This window comes from Congregibacter variabilis, assembly GCF_045689235.1.
GTDB classification, from domain to species: domain Bacteria; phylum Pseudomonadota; class Gammaproteobacteria; order Pseudomonadales; family Halieaceae; genus Congregibacter; species Congregibacter variabilis.
This window is the reverse complement of record NZ_CP136864.1, coordinates 2,044,387-2,068,219: the sequence shown is the minus strand read 5'-3', so window position 1 is coordinate 2,068,219 and position 23,833 is coordinate 2,044,387. Positions and strand designations below refer to the sequence as shown.

The window sequence follows — 23,833 nt, the reverse complement described above, 5'->3', positions numbered from 1 at the left end:
ACCTGAGTGGCTTTTTATTGCGTATGGTCCATAGCATGATGAGCGCAGATTTCAAGCAGCAGGGATTGTAAATGGCAGTCAATATTGATGGCAGGTTAAAGAATACGGTGGATTCTCAGCAAGAGCTCTTGGACCAAAATATTGAGAGATCCGCGCTGCGCTACATTTGCCTGGCGATAGGTCTTGTCATGGCTGTGTTTAGCTATAACAACCTGGTTACCGGTGTTCAGTGGCTCGGGTGGGCGGGTTTTGTGATGGCGATCGCAATGACGGCTTATGCCCTTATCCTCGACCGAATTCCCGCTAGTCGTTATGTTGGTATAGCTCCGCTCATCGGGGCAGGCCTGATAGTCGCAATGGCTATCTCTGTTCATAACTACGGAATCTTTTGGACGCCGGTGATGATTGTTGCGGCGTTTGCCGTGGCTCATCGGTACATCGCTTTGCCATATTGTGTGGTTTTTATCCTTATCGTGGCGCCTATGACGGCCGTGACGCTCAATGTGGGCAGCGGTGTTAGGTTGGCGATGGCGCTATCACTCACAACTTTTTTTAGTTACTTCCTCTCGCGACTCGTTGCACAGAGAACAGCAAAGCTACTGCAGAACATGAAGGAGCTTGAGAAAGCCAATGCCGTAAAGTCTGAGTTCATTGCCAATATGAGCCATGAAATGCGGACACCTCTGACAACGGTGCTGGGGTATTCAGAAAGGTTGTTGGACTCAAAGGAGCTATCTCCTGCCAATCGTAAAGAGGTAGAGGCTGTTGCGTCCGGAGCGCGGCAGCTGGGACGACTTATCAATGATGTACTGGATCTCAGTAGGGCCGAGGAAGGGCATTTAGAGGTCAACCTGGAGGATATACAGCTTGCTCCTCTGCTGAATGACGTGATCGACACGCTTGAGCCGAGCGCGTTGGAGAAAGGACTCGAATTACAGCTGCGCAGTGACTTACCGTTGGCGCTGTGCTTTCGCAGTGACCCCCTGCGGCTTAGACAGATCCTGATGAATCTGCTGCGCAATGCCATCAAATTCACCTCTGCAGGCTCGGTCATCTTGTCGGTGGACTATGACGCAGACGAAAAGCTCATGAGGTTTTCTGTTGCTGATACGGGCATTGGTATTGCCGATGACTTTCGCGGTCAACTATTTCAGCGATTCTCACAAGCAGACTCTGCGATGAATCGTGACCATGGCGGCACGGGATTGGGTTTGTATATCAGTCGTCAGCTGGCGGGCTTACTAAACGGTGAGCTTAGCTACATTCCCCAAGACGTCGGTAGCCTGTTTCAGCTAAGCATTCATACTGAGACGGTGCTCAAGCCGGAGGCTTCTCAGTCGGAAGTAACGCTTGATGATGTTCGACCGACTTTGGATAAACCAGAAGCTCAATTTACTGGACACGTTCTTATAGCGGAGGACTCACCGGCAAATCAGTTGTTGATTAGTCTGCTGGTGAAGAAACTGGGTCTTACTAGCAGTTTGGCGAATAATGGTGCGCAGGCCGTCGAGCTAATGCAGTGCGAGTCCTTCGATCTCGTCCTCATGGATCTGCAGATGCCCGTCATGTCAGGCATTGAGGCAACGCAGGCCATAAGGCAGTTCAATAAAGATGTTCCGGTCGTCGCGCTAAGCGCCGATGTGCTGCGCCATGATCGTCGCTCCGACGAAATGGCGGGTTTTAACGAGTTTCTTGCCAAGCCTATTGAGATGGCAAAAATGTGTGCGGTATTCGAGCGTTATTTAGTGTCCGATGTCGATGCGCACGGTAAATCTGTGAGTGAGGAGGATGTGGCGTAGCTTGGAAGCAAATCTAATGTGGCTCCTGCGTCGTAATAACTAAAACCTTTGCCATAGTTCGGCATCGAACAAATAAAGTTACGAATCAAGGACACGTTATGAAAACGCGTACGCAGCAAATAATAGAAGATGTGCTCGGCGATCATTCTCGGCCCACTGATAATTCACTCCAGGCAAAAGCAATGCGACGCGCTTTGTCTGGAGCCACTCCACGTACCCTTACACCCTGGGAATGGGAAGAGTGGTATGCCGCACAGGGTAAACAGGTAGGCGGTGAAGTGTCTGGCGAAACAGACACTAGTTCATAGCTCATCTACTTGGGCCGCTATTTTTAGTGCGGCTCAATCGCGGCGCTTGTTCTTACTTCTATAGTGCCATGGAGAGTACGGTGAACTGGGCAGCGATCCGCGACCTCTAGCAGGCGTGTGCGCTGCTCTTCGCTTAGGTCGCCCTTGATGCTGATCGTCCTCTCAATAAGATCAATCTTCATTGGCTTGTCGGTACAGCCTTCGCAGTCACTTGCATGCGACCTGCTGTGCTGCAGGGTTACCGATACATCCTCTAGCTGCAGGGACTTGCGTTTGGCATACATTCGTAGGGTCATCGCTGTACAAGTGCCCAGCGCTGCCAGCAGGTGCTCGTAGGGGTCCGGTCCAGAGTTTGAGCCTCCTACAGATTTAGGCTCGTCGGCAATCCAGTGATGGCTGTCGCTGTAAACATTCTGCGCAAAGTTACGATCTTTTTCCTCAACCAATACATGTCCGGCGCTGACAGTCGGCTGCGGCTTTTCTGTGCTTGTTGTGAGGTAGCGACTCGCCCAACTCGCGATGGTGTCGGCTACGTATTGAGAGTCGGCTTTGCGAGATAAGAGGTGGTCTGCATCATCGAGACTGATAAAGCTCTTTGGGTGCCGGGCGTCGCGGTAGATTTTTTCTGCCTCCTCGATCGGCACCGTCGCATCAATAGGTGAATGCATGACCAGCAGCGCCTTGCGTAGCCGACCCAGATCGTCACTTTGGTGTTGTTCAATGTCCTCGATAAACTGTCGCTTTATTTTGAAGCTACGACCGGCAAGACTGACCTGAGCTTCGCCATCGGCTTTTATTTTGTCGATGTCCGCAGAGAAATTATGTATGACGTGTTCGGCGTTTCTGGGCGCGCCAATTGTCACGACGGCCCTGGCTTCGCTGACTTGTGATGCCATCGCCAGCACTGCAGCGCCACCCAGGCTATGGCCAATGAGGAGTTGCGGTGCTTCATGATGACTGCGGAGATAGTCGGCCGCTGCCAGCAAATCCTGTAGGTTGGAGGAGAAATTGGTGTTGGAGAAATCGCCATCGCTGTTACCAAGGCCTGTAAAGTCAAAACGCAGGACACCGATACCCTCGGCCGTCAGTGCTCTTGAAATTCTTGATGCTGCAGCAACATCTTTGCCGCAGGTGAAGCAGTGAGCAAAGAGCGCAAAGCAGCGGGCGCCGGAGTCGGGCGTTTCCAGCGCACCGCTGAGCGTTACGCCATTGCTAAGGAACTGTACTTTTTCGCGCATTTGAATGAGTCCACAAGACTTTGACCAATCATACGCCAGGGTGGGGCCTTCCCGCCTTGTAGAGGCCTGACCTGTGTGAAGAGCACCGGCACGTCACGGGGCCAAAGACTATCCCCGGGTGCGCTGCTATGATGAATACCCGTTTGCGGGTGAGCCATGTCCGATCTATTAATAGCAGCCATTGGTTTTAGTCTTTCCCAAGTGTTGTTGAGCTTGCTGCTGCTGGCTCGTCAGCCTGGCTGGGGCTTAAGTGAAAAGTTATTCGGCGTGTTTTTACTGTCCTTGCTGGGCTATCTCTTCACGCCGGTTTTGCAAGGTACCTCTCTGTCGCTGCTCGCCTCCACCGTTCAAACGGCGGCGCCGGGTGTCTTCTGGCTGTTAAGCGCCAGTATTTTTGATGATCGCTTCCGCTTGCAAGCCTGGCATCTTGGCTTGGTCAAATTTACCGTGTTCGTTCCGCTGTTGAGCCACCTGTTCTCGTTTCCCGGCTCTCGCAGCCTCTTTGTGGATCTGCCTCAGGCACTTGAGTTTGTGATGCTGGCCTTGATGCTGTGGGTGGTGGTCCGGCACTGGCGCACAGATCTGGTTGAAAGCCGCCGCCGTTTGCGTTTGTGGTTTGTGGGATGCAATGGCAGCTATCTGTTCATACTGATTCTCTCCCGGGAGGTGCTATTCCCGGGGGCTCAATGGCTGTTTTTACTCGAATATCTGCCTCCGGCGGCTCTGCTGTTGGCCGTGAACGTGGCGCTGCTTCAGTATCGTGACGGTTTATTGTTTAGCGCCCCTGCTACGGTTATTACTGCGGCGCCTGGTCCATCTGTAGCAAACGCGGTGGTACATACACCCGCAGACCTGGAGTTAGTCTCTCAATTACAGAAGTATATGGAGGATGCCAGACCTTGGAGGGAGATGGGCTTAAGTATTGGCAGCTTAGCCCAGCAGTTGGCTGTGCCGGAGTATCGTCTGAGACGAGCGATCAATGGGGCACTCGGGCATCGCAACTTTAGCGATTTCCTCAATAGCTTTCGGATCCGCGAAACCACCGAGCGTCTGGCCAATAACGAGGAAGATCATTTACCCGTGCTAACCATTGCTATGGATGCGGGCTTTCGATCCTTGAGTTCCTTTAATAAAGCCTTCAAGGAAACTATGGCTCAGACTCCCACTGAGTGGCGTAAATCTCAGCGAGAGCAGGGCAGTAACGGTCGCCATGGCACCTCCAACCTTGAGTTGGGTGCGTCAGCTTAAATGAGTAGAAGTCCGAAAGCGGGGCCTTGGGCGACGTGTTTTTACAATAAGTTGCCCAAAAAACCTGACGTATTCCTGAAATTAGGCAGATTCCGGGCAAAAAAGGCGAATAATCAGCCCTTTATGGAGTTTAAGTCCCAGAATGACTGCGGCAGGGAAAAATACAATGATAAGAATCAAGCAGATGTGTTTGCCGGTCGTGGCTGTTTTAACGCTGCTGAGCCTTAGTGCGGGCAGCCGTGCGGCGGATCTTGAGTTGGGCAAGGTGCTTTACGGTACCTGTGGAGCCTGCCACGGCATTGATGCTGCAGGTATTGACGCGATGAACGGGCCGGCTTTGGCAGGGCAGGACTCGGCCTATCTCATCCGCCAGCTTCAGCATTTTAAGTCGGGGGTGCGTGGTGAAGATCCCAGGGACGCTCTGGGTAAGCAGATGCAGGGCATGGCAGCTACTCTGGCAGACGATGCTGCCGTCGAAAATGTTGTTGCATACATCACTTCGCTGCCAATGCCGGCATCTTCGCAGACAATAGAGCACGATCAACGCAATGGTGAGGTTCAGTACAATGCTTCCTGCGGAGCTTGCCATGGCCCCGGCGGAAAAGGCAATGCCAGCATGAACGCGCCTCGCCTGGCGGGTCTGGGTCAGACCTACCTACGGCGGCAATACAACAATTTTGCTCTGGGTATTCGCGGGTCCCATCCGGATGACCGCTACGGCCGACAAATGCAGATGATGGCAACAATGCTCTCGACAGATAAAGATCTTGATGACGTTATCGGGTACCTGTTGTCGCAATGATGGTCAGGATTTATACGGGAGCTGTCGTTCTTGGCGTGCTGGGATTGGTGATCCTGGCAGCCAATAGCCCATCTGATGCGGTAGAGTTTGGGCTGGAGACTCAATCTGCGATGAGCACAGCATCCCCTGAAGGGATTGTCCTTAAGGATCGCTGTCCGCCGAGCTTTGAGCAGACCGAGGCAGGCAGCTGTGAACTGCGCAATATGTATCAGTTCTACGATTCACTTCAGGATCGTGGTGTTGGCGGAACCCAAACTGCGCTACCCACGCATCGAGACGGGTTCACCCCCGAACAAATCGATCTGGGCCGTTACCTGTTTTTTGATCCCGCGCTATCGGGTGATGGGTCTACGTCCTGCGCTAGCTGTCATCATCCGGATCTGGGCTTTAGTGATGGCCGAGCTCGAGCCATCGGCGTTGCCGGGCATGAGGTACCGCGCTCTTCGCCCACGCTTTGGAATGTAGCGTTTCTTAAGCATTTGTTTTGGGATGCGCGAGCCGACTCTCTGGAAGAGCAGGCACAGGGCCCCCTCTATTCGCCCGAGGAGATGGCCAACACGCCGGCACAGCTGCTATCAACGCTTCAGGGGAACGAGAATTATGGTCGCCTTTTTCGCCAGGCCTTTCCTGATGGTGAGCTGGACGAGATCAGCCTTGGGCAAGTGTATTTGTCCTTGGCAGCATTCCAGACCTCGCTGATTTCCTTAAACAGCCGCTATGACCGTTATGCCCATGGCTATCACGCTGCGCTTAATGACAACGAGATCGAAGGTCTGAATGTCTTCCGATCGTTTGTCGCCCGCTGTGCGGAGTGTCATACGCCGCCCTTGTTCACCAATCAGCAAGTTGCGGTGATCGGTTCCCCGGAGCCTGAGGGCCTGCCCTTGGATATTGGCGCTGAGGCCACCTGGGATGCACCCAAAATGAAAGGGGGCTTTAAGGTTCCTACGCTGCGCAACATCGCAAAAACAGCGCCGTATATGCACTCGGGGCGGTTTGCAACGCTTCGTGAAGCTGTGGCGTTTTATACCGGCGGGCGCGGCCATGCGGTGCCCGAGGGTGTGGATATGCATATTCACTGGCATATCTGGGAGCCCAATCTGACGGACGTCGAGCTTGATCGCCTGGTGGACTTTCTGGGCACACTGACCGACGAGACATTTACTCCAGCGATACCTAAAAGCGTACCGTCGGGCTTAACGCCCATTGGTGTTTCACCTTTTAGCAAAAGCAATAAAACCTCGCACACCTCCAACGCGGTTGCCCGGGATTCCGGCGACGCAGTGGAGCTAACTCTGGGAGCAGCATCATGAGTATGGGAAGAATTCTGGCCGTAGTACTGGTTATCGCCGCTTTTGCGGCGGGACAGCAGTTCGGCAAAAAAACCGGTGGATCTGCTCCGGTAGTTACCAGCAGTAGTGGCGGGGCGTCTTATGGCGGCAGTACCACTGGCACCGCCAGTGAAGCCGACGTAGCGGCGGCCAAGGAATACATGGTGCAGGGCAGCAGTAAGTTTGTGGCAGGCCCGCCCATGACGGACGTGGTGGTCACTGTGAAAGATGGTGAGTCCATACAGGAAGCGGTGATTGCAGCCGATCCCGGCACCACTATTCATGTCATGCCCGGCACCTACAGCGAGACTGTGTACATCGATAAAGATGGCATTCGCCTGATCGGTATTGTTCAGGGGTCTGAGCGCGCCACCCTGGATGGCGAGGGCACGCTCAATGATGCGATTTTATTCTCGGGCAATAACATCGTCGTAGAAGGCTTTTTGATCACCAAGTACAAAGGCAATGCGATCATGAGCCAGGCGGGTAACAACTTTGAGATCCGCGACAATATTATTGTTGATACGGGCGTCTACGGCATCTTTCCGCAACTGGGTACCAATGGCGTTGTGGAGCACAATGTGGTGTCGGGTATTGAAGACGCCGCCATTTACGTGGGGATGAGCGACAACATCCACGTGGCTTACAACGAAGTCTTCGACAGTGTTGCCGGTATTGAGATTGAGAACAGCCGTCACGCCATCGTCGAAAGCAACTTTGTCTACAACAATACTGGCGGCGTTCTGGCTTTTATTACCCCGGGACTGCCCATAAAAACCACCTATGACGTCATTATTCGTAACAACTGGATCTCGGATAACAACACGCCTAACTTCGGAGCTCCAGGCTCTACCGTCGGTGGCATCCCTGCCGGCACCGGAATCATGATCATGGCGGCGGATGATGTGGTGGTCGAGGGAAATATCATCACCAATAACAAAACTGTGGGCATCATGACGGTAGATCACAATACTGCCGCAGAGCTGACAAATGTGACTGTCGACCCCGAGGCTGATCCGAACTCTGATCGACTGATGATTTTGAACAACACCATGCACAACAATGGTTACGACACGATTCCTGAGATCAAGGGATTGATGCTTGCCGATTTCAAAACGGGTAATCCCGATATTTTTGCCATTGGTCCCAGCAATGACAGCTGCATCATCAATCGTCACCGCTATGTGCACTCGGGTATTGATGACTACGCGGAGTGCGATTTCACCAACACCTCGACTATCGGTAACTATTTGATGCCGCCGGTGAAGCCCAGGGTGATAGAGCCTGGCGAGCGGGGCAAGATTGCCTACCTGGGTATCTGTGCAGGTTGTCACACCTACGAAGGCCGCATGATCGGTCCGCCGGTCAAGATCATTCAGGCCCTGTATATGGAAAACCCCCATGGCCTTGCCGAGTACATCGCCGCGCCGGTTAAAAAGCGCGAGGACTACCCAGAGATGCCCAAGCAGGACTATCTGGATGAGGAGACACGTCTCGCTGTTGCCGAGTACATGCTGTCGGTGACCCGCTAAGGGATTCTTATGGGCGGCTCTGTCGTTTACGCGTCGGGCCAGTTCCCAAAAAAACCTGCTGAGGCGTTGTTTCTCTTTTAGGCGATATTAGGGCCGAGGCGATGGCGTCTCGGCTTGCTGTTGTGCTGTCATGGAGTTAAGCAATGAGTACTAATTTTTCCTGGGGTCATATCAATATTAACGTTCGCGATCTTGATGCGTCCGTTGATTTCTATAAAAAACTTGGTTTCGACATCTTTCTCCCGAGTATTCCGTATCTGGGTTTAGATTCTCAGCAGGCGAATACACTCGATGCGGCTAGCGCCACAGCATTAGGTATTTCGGACTCAGTCACGGGTCGCGCGTGTATATTGCAGCTTGACGACGGTTTTCCAAAGCTTGATCTCACGGAGTTTTCTGATCTGGCGCAGCGTGACCCCTTGGAGAACAAAGATCTTGGTTTGGTGCGAATCTGTCTGGTCAGCGAAGATCTGGCGTCTGATTATGAAACACTGAGTAATGATGGTGTGGAGTTTCTATCACCACCCCAGCAGTGTCACGAACGTCTGGCTGATGTGGCCACCTGTGTGGATCCGGATGGTACGCGGATCGAACTGCTTCAGGTGTACCTGGAGCGCTGGCAGCCTTTTCTGTAGAGAGACATAGCTATGGCCCAAACGTTGAACCCCCTCAGCTACGAGGTGATTTATGGGCTTGCCTGTGAGCGCAAGGGTGGTCCAGCTGCCGTAGAGTCCTTGCTACCAAAGAACGCAAGCAAAGCGAAGTTGAGAAAGCTCGGCAGTGATCGGTATCTGGCAGAGTTCACGCGCAAAGTCTTTCAATCAGGTTTTGTGTGGCGGGTGGTGAATCAAAAGTGGGACAACTTCGAAGACGTTTTTTGGGGCTTTGATGTTGAGCGTTTGTTGATGATGCCCGATGACATGCTCGAGCGAAAAGCCAAAGATCCCAGCATCATCCGCAATTTCACCAAGGTGAAGACCGTGCGCGAAAACGCCACGATGATTGCCGAGACCGAGCGTTGCAATGGTATGAGCTTTGGACAGTTTGTGGCGAACTGGCCAGAGGATGACGTGATTGGCTTATGGCTGTACCTGAAAAAACAGGGCAGCCGCTTGGGGGGTAACACCGGTCCCTATGCTTTGCGCGCTCTGGGTGTCGATAGCTTTTTGCTGACACAGGACGTCGAGGGGTTTTTGCGAAATCGCGGTGTCATTGATGGTGGAACCACCAGCAAAAAATCCCTGCAGGCTACTCAGGAGTTTTTCAATGAGCTACGAGCACAGTCTGGACGTTCTTTGTCTCAGCTAAGTCGCATAGTGTCCTTCAGCTATGGGCAGAATCACGTGGGTATAGCGCGCTAACTCAGGCTGAATCCCGCACTGCATCTCCCAGCGCTGCACACAATTGCTCTATCTCCTGATCCTTGATCACAAAGGGCAGGCCTAGCTGAATCGTGTCGCCGCCATAGCGGACATAAAAACCTTTTTCCCACATGCGCATGCCTACCTCAAAAGGTCGCAGCGTGGGATCTCCATCCTTGGGGGCTAGCGTGATCGCGGCGGCAAATCCGTAGTTGCGGATGTCAGTGATGTTGGGCGCACCGTGTAATGCATGAATGGCTTCTTCCAGCAGCGGGGCTTTTTCGGCGACGCGCTGGGGTAGTTGCTCTTGCTCCAGCACATCCAGTGTCGCCAGTGCGGCAGCACAGGCCACAGGGTGAGCCGAATAAGTGTAACCGTGGAAAAACTCTAATAGATGCTCTGGTGAATCCTGTGCCATAAAGGTGTCATAAATCTCCTTTCGAGCGATGACCGCGCCCATGGGAATAGCACCGTTGGTAATTTGCTTGGCCGTATTCAGAATGTCCGGCACTACGCCATAAGCATCCGCACCGGTCATGGCTCCACAGCGGCCGAAGGCGGTAATCACTTCATCGAAAATCAGCAGTATGTTGTGCTGGGTACAAATCTCTCTCAAGCGTTTTAAATAACCCACGGGCGGTGGCAGAACCCCGGCGGATCCTGCCATGGGCTCTACGATCACCGCTGCAATATTGCTGGCATCATGCAGTGCAATCATCTCCAGAAGCTGATCGGCAAGATGGGCACCGTGCGCCGGCATTCCCCGCTGGTACTGATTCTCCGGGATCATCGTATGCGACAGGTGGTCGGCCTCTATGCCCTGGCCAAACATCTTGCGATTGGCGGCTATTCCACCGACAGAAATGCCGCCGAAGTTAACGCCGTGATAGCCCTTGATGCGACCGATGAGACGCGTCTTGCTGGGCTGTCCTTTGAGACGCCAGTAGGCCCGGGCCATTTTCAGTGATGTATCTGCAGACTCGGAGCCGGATCCGGTGAAGAAGACATAGTCCAAATCTTCAGGCATCAGATTTCGAACGCGCTCGGCAAGCTGAAAGGACTTGGGTTGGGCGAACTGAAAGGCCGGAGAGTAATCAAGGGTGCGCAGCTGTTGGTTTACCGCATCTGCAATTTCCGGCCGGTTATGTCCCAGGCCACAGGTCCATAAACCCGACAGGCCATCCATAATGCGTCGGCCTTTATCATCGATGTAGTAGATGCCATCGGCACCCACAATGATCCGTGGATCTTTCTTAAACTGACGGTTGCCCGAATAAGCCATCCAGTGTGCATCAAGTCCCGCCGGAGTGATCGTATCGGTAAGGCCAGATGCTGAGTGATCCAGGGGTTGTTCGATGCTTGTCATAAGGAAACTCCAACGCCAGACAGGCCCGCCTGACGGATTTCTAAAAGTGCAGACCACATCATTAAGGCTGACGCATTCTCCACGGTCTTTGTTTACTATCTTCTTTCCGTATAGGGAGTGAAATCACCCTTCAGGGGGATGCGCTAGGATTCCAACTGAGCATAGCTGAGGAAGACCGCTTGAGCCACTTTGACGCGATTGTTATCGGCGCAGGACACAATGGACTCACCACTGCCAATTACCTGGCCCGGGGCGGCATGCGCGTGTGTGTGCTGGAGCGTCGGTCCATCGTTGGGGGTGCCGCTGTAACCGAGGAGTTTCACCCGGGCTATCGCAACTCCATTGCGTCTTATGTGGTGAGTCTGTTGCGGCCGGAGGTGGTTCGGGATCTGGAGCTTGAGCGTTATGGCTACGAGCCGATTCTCCTTGAGAACTCCTTGTACCTGGATACTCGCGGCGATTTTCTGCTGCTCAATGGTGACGATGCCCATGACCGAGCGCAATTCGCCAAATATTCGGCCGTGGATTACGACGCTTATCTTGCCTTTGAGGAGACGGTCGATCAGGTAGGGGGCCTGCTGGCCAAGCAGTGGCTGCGGGAGCCGCCAAAACTGGCAATGGATGGATTGACCGATATTCTGTCGAGTCTACGCCTGAGTATGGATGTGTATCGTCTCGATGAGGAAGCGCGCTGGCGCCTGATGCAGTTCTTTATTGGTGCTCCAGAGTCGATCATTGAGCGTTGGTTCGAGAGCCCCAAGATTAAGGCCATGGTGGCCGCCCATATCATGCCCGCCAACTTTGCACCGTTAACACAGCCCGGTGCGAGTCTCGCCATGTTGCATCACGCGGTGGGCGAGATTGCCGGCCGCAAGGGCGCCTGGGGTATCGTCAAAGGCGGTATGGGAGCGATCACGCAGGCGATGGCAGCCTCGGCCATGGCCCACGGCGTCGAGATTCGCACAGATGCCGCAGTAGAGAAGATTGAGGTTAACGGTGGCATAGTGACCGGCGTTCGTCTTGAGAACGGAGACTTTATCCATGCGCCGGTGGTGGCCGCCAATACTGACCCCAATCGGACCTTCTTAAAGCTTCTGGGAGAAGAGCATCTTCCCCAGGACTTCGCGCGAGACATCAAAGCCTTCAGGCAGGAGTCGGCATCGCTGCGAATGAACCTGGCGTTGTCCGGCCTGCCCGAGTTTGCCGCAATCCCGGGCGCCGACATTGGTGATCCGCATCGCAGTAGCATCACTTTTATCGAAAGTGCAGAGCATCTGAATCAGGCTTACCAGAGTGCCCGGGCCGGTGTTCCCGCACAGCCGCCGATCATTGAGGCGATCATACCGAGCACCATGGATCAGGAGCTCACTGATCAGCCCGGTCATCATGTGATGAGCTTACTGTGCAAGTACATGCCCTATGATCTGGCGGATGGCGCATCCTGGGACGAGCAGAAGCCCAGAGTCATCCAAAATATCCTCGATCATGTCACGCGCTTTATTCCCAATCTCCCAGATATCCTGGTGGCGACGCAGTGTTTAACGCCGCTGGATCTTGAGCGTATGCTGGGCATGACTCGCGGCGATATCTGTCATGGCCGCCTGGAGCCGGACCAGTTGTTTTCTATGCGGCCTCATCCGCAGGCCGCGCAATATGCGACTCCCGTGCCGGGTCTGTATCTCTGTGGCTCGGGATCTCATCCCGGGGGCGGTGTTACCGGTGCCCCCGGTCACAATGCGGCAAAGCGTATTTTGCGGGATCGATAATCCTATGTGCTCAGGCAGGAGAGCTCCGTGACAGAAATAGTTGGAGGAGGCGCAAAGAAGGTTCTGTACACGCTCAAGACCGTGAGACGTATGGGCCTGGCCAACTCTGCAAAAGCTCTCGGATCCAAAAACGCCTGCAAAGCCTGCGGCCTGGGCATGGGTGGTCAACAAGGTGGCATGACTAACGAGGCGGGAGAGTTCCCGTCGGTGTGCAATAAAAGTGTCCAGGCTCAGTCGACCGATGTGCAGCCGGCCATTCCTGCTGAATTTTTTTCGCATAGTTTGCATGAGATACGCGAACTCACGCCCAAAGAGCTGGAGCACGCGGGTCGTTTAGCACGGCCGGTATTTAAAGCTGCGGGCGCTTCGCACTTTCAAGAGCTCAGTTGGGATGAGGCCATGGATGTCGCGGCCACGCGCATGACGGCGACCGATCCCGAGCGCGCCTTCTTTTACTCATCCGGGCGTTCGTCCAATGAATCCGGCTTCTTGCTGCAATTGCTTGCGCGGCTCTGGGGCACGAACAATGTCAACAACTGCTCTTACTACTGCCATCAGGCGACCAGTGTCGGTTTGGAGTCAACCATCGGTACCGGCACCTCAACGGTAGAGCTGGATGATTTGAATGGCTGTGACCTGATCTTTGTCATCGGCGCCAATCCGGCATCTAACCATCCCAGGTTTATTCACAAACTCATTGCCTGTCGGGAGCGGGGCGGCGAGGTGATTGTCATTAATCCTGCGAAAGAACCGGGCTTGTTGCGCTTTGCAGCACCCAAAAGTGCGCGGTCCATGCTCAGCGGCGGAACGGAGATTGCCTCGGCCTATTTGCAGCCGAGCATCGGCGGAGATGTGGCCTTGTTCAAAGGGCTTGCCAAAGCGGTGCTCAGCATCGGTTCACAGGATACGGCTTTTGTTGAGCAGTACTGTGATGGCTGGTCGGAGTTTTGCGCGGATATCGACGCCACGAGTTGGGACGAAATCAGTGCGGGTTCTGGACTGAGTCGTGCTGACATTGAGCGCGTGGCGGGAATCTACGCAAAGAGTAAGAATGCGGTGTTCGCCTGGGGCATGGGGATGACTCATCATCGCTTTGGTAGCCAAAACGTAGAGTACATTGCCAATCTAGCGCTACTGCGAGGCATGCTCGGTCGACGCTACGCGGGATTGCTTCCCTTGCGCGGTCATAGCAACGTTCAGGGTATTGGCACCATCGGAGTAAAGCCGGTGCTGGCAGCAGAAGTTTTTGACAATATCGAGCGCGAGCTCGGTGTTCGCCTGCCGCGATCATCGGGGATGGATACGCTGGCAGCGCTAGAGGCAGCCGATAAAGGCGAAATCGACGTGGCCTGCGTGGTTGGCGGCAATCTGTATGCTGCTACGCCAGACTCCACCTGGGCTGCAAAGGCATTGGATCGCATCGGGCTGCGGATCCACATGACGACCACCCTGAATCAGGGGCACCTTTACGGCGTTGCCGGCGACCTGCTGATACTCCCTGTTGCGGCCAGAGATGAAGAACTGCAGTCCACCACTCAGGAGTCCATGTTTAATTATGTGCGCCTCAGTGACGGCGGTATCCATCGACTTGAAGGCGTGCGATCTGAGGTGGCTATTCTGGCTGATCTGGGGCATCGCCTCATGCCGGATGCGGTGGTGGACTTCGCTGGCTTTGCCGATCACCAGAATGTCCGTGAGGCGATTGCGCGCACTATTCCCGGTATGGAGCAGTTACAGGATATCGGCGTTGCAAAGAAAGAGTTTCATGTGCGCGGCCGCCTGATGCATACGCCCAAGTTTTATACACCGTCCGGTAAGGCAAGCTTTCGTGTGCGTTCTCTGCCTACAGTGAATGACGCGCAAGATGCTTACCCGTTTTTATTGGCGAGTGTTCGCAGTGAGGGGCAGTTCAACAGCATCATTTATGAGGAGACAGACAGCTACCGCTACGGCGCAGATCGCTGGACCGTGCTTGTGTCGGCTGTGGATCTTGAGGCCTTGGGCGTCAAGAAAGGGGATCGTGTTGATGTGTTATCGGCGCATGGCGAGATGCGCGGCCTGAATGTGCAGTCCTTCGATCTTCCCTCTGGAAGTTTGCTGGCCTATTACCCTGAAGCCAATGTGCTCACTGACCGCGAGCGAGATCCCAGAAGTCAAACGCCCCGCTTCAAGTCTATCCCCGTGAGGATTCAACGAAGCACAGTGGTAGCGACAGATACCGCATGAGCGACGCAGCTATGGAGGGCGCTGATTTGTCGACGGAGACTCAAAAGACAGTCTTTGATACCCCGGTTTCTCTAGCCATGGGTTTGTACATGTCCATTGTGGGATACAGCGTTCTTGCGGGTGTCCCTGTGATCAGTTCCGCCTGGTCTGCTTTGTTAGGTTTTTCCGAGGTACAGGTGGGGCGGGTTGCCGGGGCTGATCTAGGGGGGCTGTCATTGGGCGCGGTCATCGCGGCGCTGCTGGTGGCGCGCATGAATCGGCGAGTACTGGTGGCTGTTGCGGTTATCGCGGCGATTGCGGCGAACGTTCTTTGCGCCATGGTCGAATCCTATGCGTATACCCTGATACTGCGGTTTGTCGCAGGCATTGCAAGCGGTGTTGTTACCGGCGTCGCCGTAGCTACTCTTGGTGCACGCCTAAACCCGGCACGGGCATTTAACTACCTGCTGTTTTCTTTTGCTTTTGTGCAGGCGGGTGAGATGGCCCTGTTGCCAAAGCTTTCTATGGTTCAGGTATACGGTCTCTTCGCTTTGTCCTATGTACCGATACTGTTTTTTCTTGTCTGGCTCCCTGAGCGTCCTGCTTCTGTGGTGCATCGACCAAGAGATCCCGCGCTGAGTACATTGCTTGACCAAGGAGTGCCCTCATCCACGCCCTGGCTGTTCTTGCTCGCCATGGCCTTAACCTACATCAACATTGGTGCTTACTGGACCTACATAGAGTTGGCCACGGTGGACTCAGAGCTTGATGCAGCCTGGGTGTCTCAAGTGCTGATTTGGGTGTCGTTTTTCTCCGTGACAGGGTGCCTGTTTGCCACACTGATCAGTGATCGCTGGGGCGTGGCGCGACCCTTGCTGTTCACATTGGTCCTGCACTCGGCAACGGCGTTCATGCTGGTGTCTGGAATCGATCCCCCCCGATTTTTGATTAGCCTTTACGCATTCAACTTTCTCTGGATTTTTGTCGATGTGTACCAGATGGGATCCGTGGCTAATCTGGACAACACAGGGCGTTACGCCTCGCTGATTCCAGCTGCTCAGGGTCTGGGTCAAATTGTGGGCCCTAATCTGGCGGCCTCACTACTGGCATACGGAGCCGGCTACAGCGGTGTTTTTGTGCTTTGCGGCTGCGCATCAATGGCGGCCTTCGGGGTATATGGTTTTGCCTATGCTCAATTGCGGCGGGCAGCGCGCAGTCAGGACACAGCTGTTGCCTGACGCGGCGCGTAACGCCGGGAGATGGTGATCACGGCGATGAGACCCAAGGGTACAAACAGCAGCGCCGGGCCAAAAGCTATCCAGGCTTCGACTTCATTCCAGTTGATACCGCCTGTGCCTAGTACAGTGCCGCGTCCCCGTTGATAGGGCAGTACGTAGTATCGAAGCAGCAAAAAGGGCATGACTGCGCCATAGAGCATGAGTAACGCTGGTGCGATGAGGGTCACGCGGGTTTTTGCAGGGTCACAGTCGGCGATGGGGGTTTCATGGAGTTTCGCCAGGTACGCTCGCTCCTGATCGCCCGGACTTTGTTGGCGGGCTATGAGCAGAATTACCATCACGCTTGCGACACTGCCAAGCAGCGCCGGGTTCAGATAGCTCGGTAGGCTGATAAAGCCGAGATAGTCGAGCCCGGCGGGAATCACATTACCCAGTAAGCCGACAATGAGACCCCAAAAAGCGCCATCGGCGGTAATGCGCGTACTCCAAATACTCATCAGGCCCACGGCGCCCCAGGAAGACGCAAACACGGTGCCGATAAACAGCATGATCCAGAAAACGTTGGCGGGTACGAAAATACTTAAGCCTAGAACGATGAGGGCGACAGCGCTCATTAACAGCCGTGTGGTACCCAGTTTTAGTGGTCCGCGATGACTCGCAAGATCGTTGCTCACGCTAAAGCCCACCAGTGAGAGAAAAGTCGACGCTGAAGAGAGTGCCGCGGCTACGATTCCGGCGATGAGGATTGCACCTAAAAATTCCGGCACCAGATTTTTGGCCGCCCAGAGCATCACGGTCTCTGATGGCTCGATATCGGACTTGGCCAGATTGATGAGCCCCCCGGCACCGTAAATCAGGATCTGCATAAAAATGACAGCGATGCAGGCGTAAATTGCAGCTCGCAAAACAACGTGTTCGTTTTTTGCCATGAGGTGGCGACTGGATTGCCAGGGACTGACGGCGTACACAAGGCTCCAGGACAGATCCACAATGACGAGCCATATTAGAAAGTCCGTGGCGGTGGGCCAGTCGGTACCCTCGCCAATGATCCCGTGCCAGGCGGTGATGTCGGGCTTGTAGCTTTGCCGGGACAGTTCCTCTATGGCAAAGCTGACACCGCCGAAGCCATCAAGAAGATAGATGACAAATACGATGGTGGCCCCGCTAAAGAGCAAAAACATCAGTGTGTCAGTGATGATCACACCCCGTGATCCAGCATAGAGAGTGAATACGCTGTAGCTGAGCCACGCGCAGAGAATCGCCATGGGGTAGCTAAGGTCTGTAAGGTCCGAGATAAGAATTGCAGCGCCCTGAGTGACCACCAACAGATATCCTCCAAGTCCCAGGATGATTGTGACGCCTGCGGCTTGTTGAACGCGATGGCTGTCAAAGCGCCTGCCGAAGTAGTCCGCTACCGTAGGTGCGCGGCTGCGGCGAATGAAGGTCCCAAAAAACAAGGCACCGTAGACGTAGCCAGTCACCGCGATGCCGGGTAGCAATAAGTAGGGGCCTAACTGGCCGTCGTAGGTAAAGCCCGCTTCTCCCAGGAAAATGGAGGTGCTGAATACGCTGGCAACGAGTGTGCCCAGGATAAGAAAGGTCGGTGCGCGGCGTCCGGCAACAAAGTAATCGTCGATGGACTTAACCCGGCGGCCGCTATAACTGCCTATGGCAATGAAGGCTATGACGCTGATGGCGACGGTGATGTTGTAGATGTTCATCGATCGCGCAAAATAGCCTGGGCGGCGTTATGGCCGGGTAAACCACTGACTCCGCCTCCGGGATGTGCCCCGGAGCCGCAGAGGTAAACGCCGGGTGTGGGCATGCGATATCCCGCAATGCCCGGAATAGGTCGCATGGAGTAAAACTGGTCCAGGTGCAGGGCGCCGTGAAATATGTCTCCGCCGACCATGTTGAGATCGCGCTCGATATCCAGAGGCGTTTTGATCTGCCTGCCAAGCACCGATGCGCGAAAATTAGGTGCATGCTCATCGATGGCGCCAATCACCTGATCAGCAACCTGCTCACGGACATCGTCCCAGCTTTGGCCCTTTGGGAGGTGGCGCTGAAAGTGCTGGCAAAACAGGCTTGCAACGTGCCCGCCCGCTGGGGCAAGGCTGTCATCCTGGGTGCTGGGAACTTGCATGGAGATGATCGGACGCTGGGACCAGCCGTGATCTTTGGCGTGTCGGTAGGCTTGCTGCATATAAGGTAGCGACGGGCAGAGCTCGATAGCTCCCATAAAATGGAAGTCATCGCTGACATTCATGGCACTGAATCGCGGTAACTCCGACAGTGCAACGTTCATACGAAAGGTGGCGGAATGACTCCGATAGCTGTCAATACGGCGGTGCTGAGTGTCGTCCAGCGCGTCTGAGGGCAGAAGCTTTTTAAGCAGCAGCTGCGGATGCAGGTTCGCTGCAATCACCGGCGCATAAAATTCCCGGCCGTCTTCGGTGAGCACCCCTTTGGCGCCTTTGGCATCGGTGAGAATTTTTGTGACCGCAGCGTTGGTCTCAATCTGTACGCCTTTGGATTGCGCCGCAGCTGCTATGGAGTCGCTGATAGCTCCCATGCCACCTCGGGCGATTCCCCAGGCGCCGGCTCGACCCTTTACCTCGCCAAAAGCGTGGTGCAGGAGCACATAGGCGGTGCCTGCCTGATACGGGTCAGCGAAGTTTCCAATCACGCCTTCGAGTCCCAAAATGCCTTTTAGCGCTTCGCTCTCAAACCAGCTGTTCAGATGGTCGCCCAGCGACCGCGTCATGAGTTCTGTGAGCACAATTTGGTGCTCCGTAGCCAGGTGTCTCAACTGATTGCCGGATTTAAGCAGGCTTAGCGCATCGCGCCATCCGCCGCCGAAATTGGGCGGTGCCTGCAGCGCCAGTGAACGTAAAGCAATCGCTACGGCGGATATCTCATCCTCAAAGGCGTCGATGCGCGCGGCGTCGCGTTTGGAATGTTTTGCAATAGCTTCACGAGCCTGAGCGCCGTCGCGGGAGAGCTGTAGTACATCGCCATCGAGCAGGCTGAGAGTGCCCGCAGGACGTTCCATTATCTCAAGACCGTGTTTTTCTAAAGATAAGTCGCGAATCACCTTGGGATTCAAAAGGCTCACAGAATAGGAATACACCGAGTTGCGAAATCCCGGATGAAACTCTTCGGTGACCGCAGCCCCGCCGATGCAGTCCCGCGCTTCCAGCACGCGTACAGACAGGCCAGCGGCGGCCAGATAAGCCGCGCACACCAATCCATTGTGCCCTGCACCGATTACTATGACATCGCTGGCGTGCTTATCCATTGGTTCGAGTCCTTCTATAGATCCTCATCGAGTGTAAAAACTCACGGGTCGGCGCTCCTCCGAGCGGGTGGGCTAGGAAGCGAGTCATCGCCGCGTCCTTCACCATAAGACATCTGGCCGCGTGCGCCAGCGCTTTTCAACAGTACATCATGAATTTTGTTCACAGGAGTTTGTTCATGCCAGAAATTAGCGTTCAGCATCAGTGCGCAGCACTTACCGGACTTGCACCATGCGACACCTTTGGTGAGCCTGTGGGCCCGCTGCCCAAGCAGACGGATCTCGGCTTTTACAATGAGGGCAATATGATTACCGGAACCTGGGAGTGCGAGCCGGGCACTCTGGAGCTGGACCTGGACCTCACGGAGTTCTGCCATTTGCTGGAAGGGCACTGGAAGTTTACCTCCGAGGCCGGTGTGGTCACCGAAGTGCGTGCAGGCGACAGCTGGGTATTTCCCCGGGGCTGGAAAGGCACCGCAGAAGTGATCGAGAAGGTCCGCAAGGTGTACATGATGATCCTGCCGGGCTGACGATCAGGTGTCTGGGCGACCCGCTACAGTGCGTCCAGTGCCTTGTAGTAGGCCATTCCCACCGCGAGACCCGGCCTGCGAAGGAGCTTTCCTCCGGGAAAAGGCAGGTGGTTGATTTTTGCCATGACGTCAAAGCGCTCCGGTGCGCCAGTGAGCTTGTCTGCGGTGATCTTCGCCATCATATGCGTCGGTGCTACGCCATGTCCGGAGTAGGCCTGAATATAAGTCACGTTGCTGGCAAGCTGTCCTAGCTGCGGCATGCGGTTTAGGCCAATCCCAATCCAGCCGCTCCAGGCGTGATCGATGCGCACATTGGCGAGCTGCGGGAATACGGCGGCCATTTTTCGTCGCATTACCTCTTCAAGGTTTTTGGGCTCCAGTCCGGTGTAATTCGATAGCCCGCCGAACAGCATGCGTTTGTCGGCGGAGAGCCGGAAGTAATCCAGAGCGGTCCGTGGATCACACACTGCGACGTCGCCGGGGATCAATGATGCTGCCAATGTCGGGTCGAGAGGCTCTGTTGCAATCACAGAGCTGCAGGACGGAAGAATACGGCTGGCCAGTTTTGGGACAAGTCCCCCGAGGTATGCGTTGCCGGCGAGTACCACTTGCTTGGCTGTAACACTCCCGTGTTCGGTAATCACCCGGGGGCGCTCACCATGCTCCAATCCTGTAACTCGTGATTGCTCAAAAATACGACCGCCGTGAGATTCCAGTGCCCTGGCTTCACCGATGCAGAGATTCAGGGGCTGGATGTGTCCATTGGAATTATTGTGTAAGCCGCCAAGATAGCGGTCCGAGTCGACAAACTCCCTAAGCTCATCCCGATCCAGCAGGGTGTAACTGTGCGGATTGCCAATGCTCTTCTCGAAGTCCCGCCACTGGGCAAACTGCTTCATATGACGTGGTTTGAGAGCGACATCGCAATAGCCCCACTTAAGGTCGCAGGCGATGCTGTAGCGCTCTACGCGTTCACGAATAATATCCCGGGCTTCGATGCCCATCTGGTAAATACTGCGCACGCCACTCTCGCCGATGCGCTTAATGAAACGTTCGGGGTCATGGCCGATACCACCAATGATCTGGCCCCCGTTACGACCCGTGGCGCCCCAGCTGATGCGGTTGCCCTCCACAAGAATAACGTCCAGACCTCGTTCGGCGAGTTCCAGAGCCGTATTTACACCACTGAATCCACCGCCAACGACAACCGCATCGCAACTCAGCTCGTCTTCCAAACGTGGATAGGCCGTTTTCCAGTTGGCACTGGCTGCATAGTAGGAGTCTGTGTGCTCCTGACTTTCCCGTGGTGCGCGTAGTCCAAACACGGCTTGCTCCTTTTTGGGACCCAAAGGCGCAGCTTAACCAAAGCATAGGCGGCACGTCTTTCCCCCTATACGGTAGGTGGTCCTTGGTCGCACAATTGTCTAGGATCTGTGACTCGCCCCAGACGTGACGTCCCTATGCGGTTTGCACCCCCATCAGAACTCAATACCTTCCTCGAGAAAAACCCGGATATTCAGCTCCTGGAAGTCCTGATGCCAGACTACAACGGCATATTGCGATGCAAGCGGATTCAACGGCGGGAGTTCACCTCGCTTTATGAAGGCACTTTTTCTGTGCCGCGCACCGTACCTTTTTTAGCGATACGCGGAGATATGTACGAGGGTGTAGATCCCAAAGAGGTTGGCGGAGATCCGGATCAGGTCCTTCGTCCTGTGCCCGGGACCCTGGCGCGTATACCCTGGCTTGATTCTCCCGTAGCGCAGGTGCTTGTCGCCTATGCAGATGGCGAGGATTACAGCTGGATAGATCCGCGGAGCCCTCTTTTGCGGGTTTTGCAGCGCTATAGCGAGAGTAAGTTAAGCCCGGTGGTGGTCACCGAGCTGGAGTTCTATCTGGTAGCTGATGGAGATGGTTCACGGCCCGAGCCACTACTGGGGGGGATCCCGGGAACCGGCCTGCAGCAGGAAGGCATTCAGTACTGCATGGCCGATGACTTAATCGAGTTTGATGACTTTCTTAACGATGTGCGCTTGGCCTGCGAAATACAGGGCGTGCCATTGACGGCGATTCACAGTGAGTTCTCGCCGGGACAATGGGAAATCAATACACATCATCAGAGTGATCCTGTACTGGCAGGTGATCACGCCATGCTCCTGCGCCGGATTGTGAAGTCCGTGGCTCGGCGTCACGGTATATCCGCGACATTTATGGCCAAGCCATTTGCGGATCTTGCCGGGAGTGGCATGCATATTCATGCGAGCGTCTATGGCGCAGACGGAGTCAACATTTTCGCCGATGATGAACCGCTTATGCCGCCGCGATTAATGCCTGCGCTGCGCCATGCCGTGGCGGGTCTCGGGGACACGATCAACGAGGCTATGGCGCTCTTCGCGCCCAACCCGAATTCCTATCGACGTTTCAAGGCAGGTGCTTTTGCGCCCTCAGGGGCGAGCTGGGGTTATGACCACCGGGAGGTCGCCCTGCGGATTCCGGCTTCTTCGGAATCTAATCGCCGAATCGAGCATCGTATTGCGGGTGCGGATGCGAATCCGTACTTTGTGCTGGCGGCGGTGCTAGCCGGCGTGCATGCGGGACTGGAGCGGGCTCGAGATCCCGGGGAACCCATCGCCCGCGAGGCTGATCTGTCCCAGGACACGGTAACTCTGCCGACACGTATGGATGCGGGTATTCAAATGTTTCGCGAGGGAGACATACTGCCCGACTATCTGGGGCAGAAATTTGTAGATACTTTTGCAGCGATCCGCCAGGGCGAAAGCGACGACTATCACGGTCATGTCCCGGACCTCGACTATCAGTGGTACCTGCGCGCGCTGTAATTTTTGCTTAGGCTTTCTACTGCGCGCCGCGCCGATACTTTGCGGGAGTTTCGCCGGTGGCTTTTTTGAACGCCGTGTAAAACGTTGACGTTGAGTTGAACCCCACCGACAGCGCAACATCCAGAATCGCCGGAAACTGACAGTCCTTTTGTCGCAGTATCTGCGCTGCCTCAGTGACACGAAATTGATTGATGTAGTCAAAAAAACTCATAGCATGTCCGGCATTTATGGCCTGCGACAGATGATTCACAGAGCAACCCAGTTTGTCAGCCAGGCGGGGTAGGGAGAGTTCCGGGTCCAGGTAGACCTTGTCCTGATCCATAGCTTTTTGCAGGGCAGACAGTAGTTGCTCCATCGCTTCGACGCCGAGGCCTGATTTTGCGTAGCGACGCCCTTCCTCTGACAAGCCGTCCCGGCGGGACTGCGCGCCGGGTACGCGATAATAGTCGTTAATCTGCTGCGCTACGTTACCCCTAAGTTGCACGAACTCCGCACCGCTCCAGCCCTGCGCACCGCTATGTGTTTCTAAGGGGATGACCTGGTACTGAAACGCCATGGTGTTCTGGTTAACCAGGACATCGCCAATAAGTTCGTAGCGGTAATGGTCGTTGCTGAAATAATCGATGAGATGTGCGAGCAGTTCTTCTCCCCCTAGCTGGGTCTGATTGGGTACGTCGCAATACAAGCCGTCGGCGCACAGGTGGCTGGCCACTCCCGAAGGGTCATGATCGTTCCATGCCTCAAGATAGGTCTGTACAAACTGTTGCTGTGCGTTCATTTGTTACCTTTTGACTCGCGTCCAAGCTTTGTCCAGCATAGTGTATAAAGCTGCTACGCGCCTGATTGGACTATAGATCATCGGTGTCCCGGGGCGGAGATTTGAGAAATGTGCGGCCAATCGCCATTGGACTGCATTGTGGCGTGTTCGCCTGGGAGTTTTCAGGCGTATAGGCGCAGTGGCAGAGGCTCGG

Annotated in this window: 19 protein-coding genes; 13 read left to right on the top strand and 6 right to left on the bottom strand. The window is 54.9% G+C overall.

Features of this window, described 5'->3' with window-relative positions:
• The first annotated feature begins 71 nt into the window (after nt 1-71).
• A complete protein-coding gene (locus R0135_RS09075; RefSeq protein WP_407346499.1) occupies nt 72-1,799 on the top strand; it encodes a response regulator in 1,728 nt (575 codons plus the stop codon).
• 98 nt (nt 1,800-1,897) lie between these two features.
• On the top strand, nt 1,898-2,107 hold the full coding sequence (locus R0135_RS09070) for a hypothetical protein (protein WP_407346498.1): 210 nt from the start codon (nt 1,898-1,900) through the stop codon (nt 2,105-2,107).
• Nucleotides 2,108-2,130: 23 nt separating this feature from the next.
• Here the strand turns inward: R0135_RS09070 and R0135_RS09065 are convergent, their stop codons facing one another.
• A complete protein-coding gene (locus tag R0135_RS09065; RefSeq protein WP_407346497.1) occupies nt 2,131-3,345 on the bottom strand; it encodes an alpha/beta fold hydrolase in 1,215 nt (404 codons plus the stop codon).
• Between the two features lie 156 nt (nt 3,346-3,501).
• Between R0135_RS09065 and R0135_RS09060 the strand changes: the two genes are divergently transcribed.
• The 6 genes from R0135_RS09060 (at nt 3,502) to R0135_RS09035 (ending at nt 9,619) form a co-directional block, all read left to right on the top strand.
• Entirely contained in the window at nt 3,502-4,593 is a 1,092-nt protein-coding gene (locus R0135_RS09060; protein WP_407346496.1) for a helix-turn-helix domain-containing protein, read from the top strand.
• A 166-nt stretch (nt 4,594-4,759) separates the two neighbouring features.
• Nucleotides 4,760-5,395, top strand: coding sequence for a c-type cytochrome (locus tag R0135_RS09055; RefSeq protein WP_407346495.1), 636 nt, complete (start codon nt 4,760-4,762; stop codon nt 5,393-5,395).
• Nucleotides 5,392-6,708, top strand: a complete 1,317-nt coding sequence (locus R0135_RS09050) for a cytochrome-c peroxidase (RefSeq protein ID WP_407346494.1) — start codon at nt 5,392-5,394, stop codon at nt 6,706-6,708. Before R0135_RS09055 ends, R0135_RS09050 begins: the two co-directional genes overlap by 4 nt.
• A complete protein-coding gene (locus R0135_RS09045; RefSeq protein WP_407346493.1) occupies nt 6,705-8,258 on the top strand; it encodes a parallel beta-helix domain-containing protein in 1,554 nt (517 codons plus the stop codon). Before R0135_RS09050 ends, R0135_RS09045 begins: the two co-directional genes overlap by 4 nt.
• 143 nt (nt 8,259-8,401) lie before the next feature.
• Entirely contained in the window at nt 8,402-8,893 is a 492-nt protein-coding gene (locus R0135_RS09040) for a VOC family protein (protein WP_407346492.1), read from the top strand.
• A 12-nt stretch (nt 8,894-8,905) separates the two neighbouring features.
• Nucleotides 8,906-9,619, top strand: a complete 714-nt coding sequence (locus R0135_RS09035; RefSeq protein ID WP_407346490.1) for a DNA-3-methyladenine glycosylase I — start codon at nt 8,906-8,908, stop codon at nt 9,617-9,619.
• A gap of 1 nt (nt 9,620) precedes the next feature.
• Here R0135_RS09035 and R0135_RS09030 read toward each other — a convergent pair whose 3' ends face one another.
• Nucleotides 9,621-10,985 carry an aspartate aminotransferase family protein gene (locus tag R0135_RS09030; protein ID WP_407346489.1) on the bottom strand — a complete coding sequence of 455 codons (1,365 nt, stop codon included), beginning with the start codon at nt 10,983-10,985 and terminating at the stop codon, nt 9,621-9,623.
• A 179-nt stretch (nt 10,986-11,164) separates the two neighbouring features.
• On the opposite strand from R0135_RS09030, the gene R0135_RS09025 reads away from it, so the two are divergent.
• The 3 genes from R0135_RS09025 to R0135_RS09015 are packed head-to-tail and all read left to right on the top strand — an operon-like array spanning nt 11,165 to nt 16,194.
• Nucleotides 11,165-12,751: a phytoene desaturase family protein gene (locus tag R0135_RS09025; RefSeq protein WP_407346488.1), complete on the top strand. Its 1,587-nt coding sequence runs from the start codon at nt 11,165-11,167 to the stop codon at nt 12,749-12,751.
• Nucleotides 12,752-12,778: 27 nt separating this feature from the next.
• Entirely contained in the window at nt 12,779-14,977 is a 2,199-nt protein-coding gene (locus R0135_RS09020) for an FdhF/YdeP family oxidoreductase (protein ID WP_407346487.1), read from the top strand.
• Nucleotides 14,974-16,194, top strand: coding sequence for an MFS transporter (locus R0135_RS09015; RefSeq protein ID WP_407346486.1), 1,221 nt, complete (start codon nt 14,974-14,976; stop codon nt 16,192-16,194). Before R0135_RS09020 ends, R0135_RS09015 begins: the two co-directional genes overlap by 4 nt.
• Here R0135_RS09015 and R0135_RS09010 read toward each other — a convergent pair.
• Both R0135_RS09010 and R0135_RS09005 read right to left on the bottom strand, forming a co-directional pair.
• Nucleotides 16,173-17,915, bottom strand: a complete 1,743-nt coding sequence (locus R0135_RS09010) for a sodium:solute symporter (RefSeq protein ID WP_407346485.1) — start codon at nt 17,913-17,915, stop codon at nt 16,173-16,175. The two genes, R0135_RS09015 and R0135_RS09010, sit on opposite strands and share 22 nt — an antisense overlap.
• Nucleotides 17,912-19,495 carry a phytoene desaturase family protein gene (locus tag R0135_RS09005; RefSeq protein ID WP_407346484.1) on the bottom strand — a complete coding sequence of 528 codons (1,584 nt, stop codon included), beginning with the start codon at nt 19,493-19,495 and terminating at the stop codon, nt 17,912-17,914. Before R0135_RS09005 ends, R0135_RS09010 begins: the two co-directional genes overlap by 4 nt.
• A gap of 176 nt (nt 19,496-19,671) precedes the next feature.
• On the opposite strand from R0135_RS09005, the gene R0135_RS09000 reads away from it, so the two are divergent.
• Nucleotides 19,672-20,022, top strand: coding sequence for a cupin domain-containing protein (locus R0135_RS09000; protein WP_407346483.1), 351 nt, complete (start codon nt 19,672-19,674; stop codon nt 20,020-20,022).
• A 23-nt stretch (nt 20,023-20,045) separates the two neighbouring features.
• Here R0135_RS09000 and R0135_RS08995 read toward each other — a convergent pair whose 3' ends face one another.
• The gene (locus tag R0135_RS08995) at nt 20,046-21,347 is read right to left on the bottom strand and encodes an NAD(P)/FAD-dependent oxidoreductase (protein ID WP_407346482.1); all 1,302 of its coding nucleotides are present in this window, start codon (nt 21,345-21,347) and stop codon (nt 20,046-20,048) included.
• 135 nt (nt 21,348-21,482) lie between these two features.
• On the opposite strand from R0135_RS08995, the gene R0135_RS08990 reads away from it, so the two are divergent.
• Nucleotides 21,483-22,862: a glutamine synthetase family protein gene (locus tag R0135_RS08990; RefSeq protein ID WP_407346481.1), complete on the top strand. Its 1,380-nt coding sequence runs from the start codon at nt 21,483-21,485 to the stop codon at nt 22,860-22,862.
• Between the two features lie 16 nt (nt 22,863-22,878).
• Here R0135_RS08990 and R0135_RS08985 read toward each other — a convergent pair whose 3' ends face one another.
• Nucleotides 22,879-23,640, bottom strand: coding sequence for a helix-turn-helix domain-containing protein (locus R0135_RS08985; protein WP_407346480.1), 762 nt, complete (start codon nt 23,638-23,640; stop codon nt 22,879-22,881).
• Between the last annotated feature and the right edge of the window lie 193 nt (nt 23,641-23,833).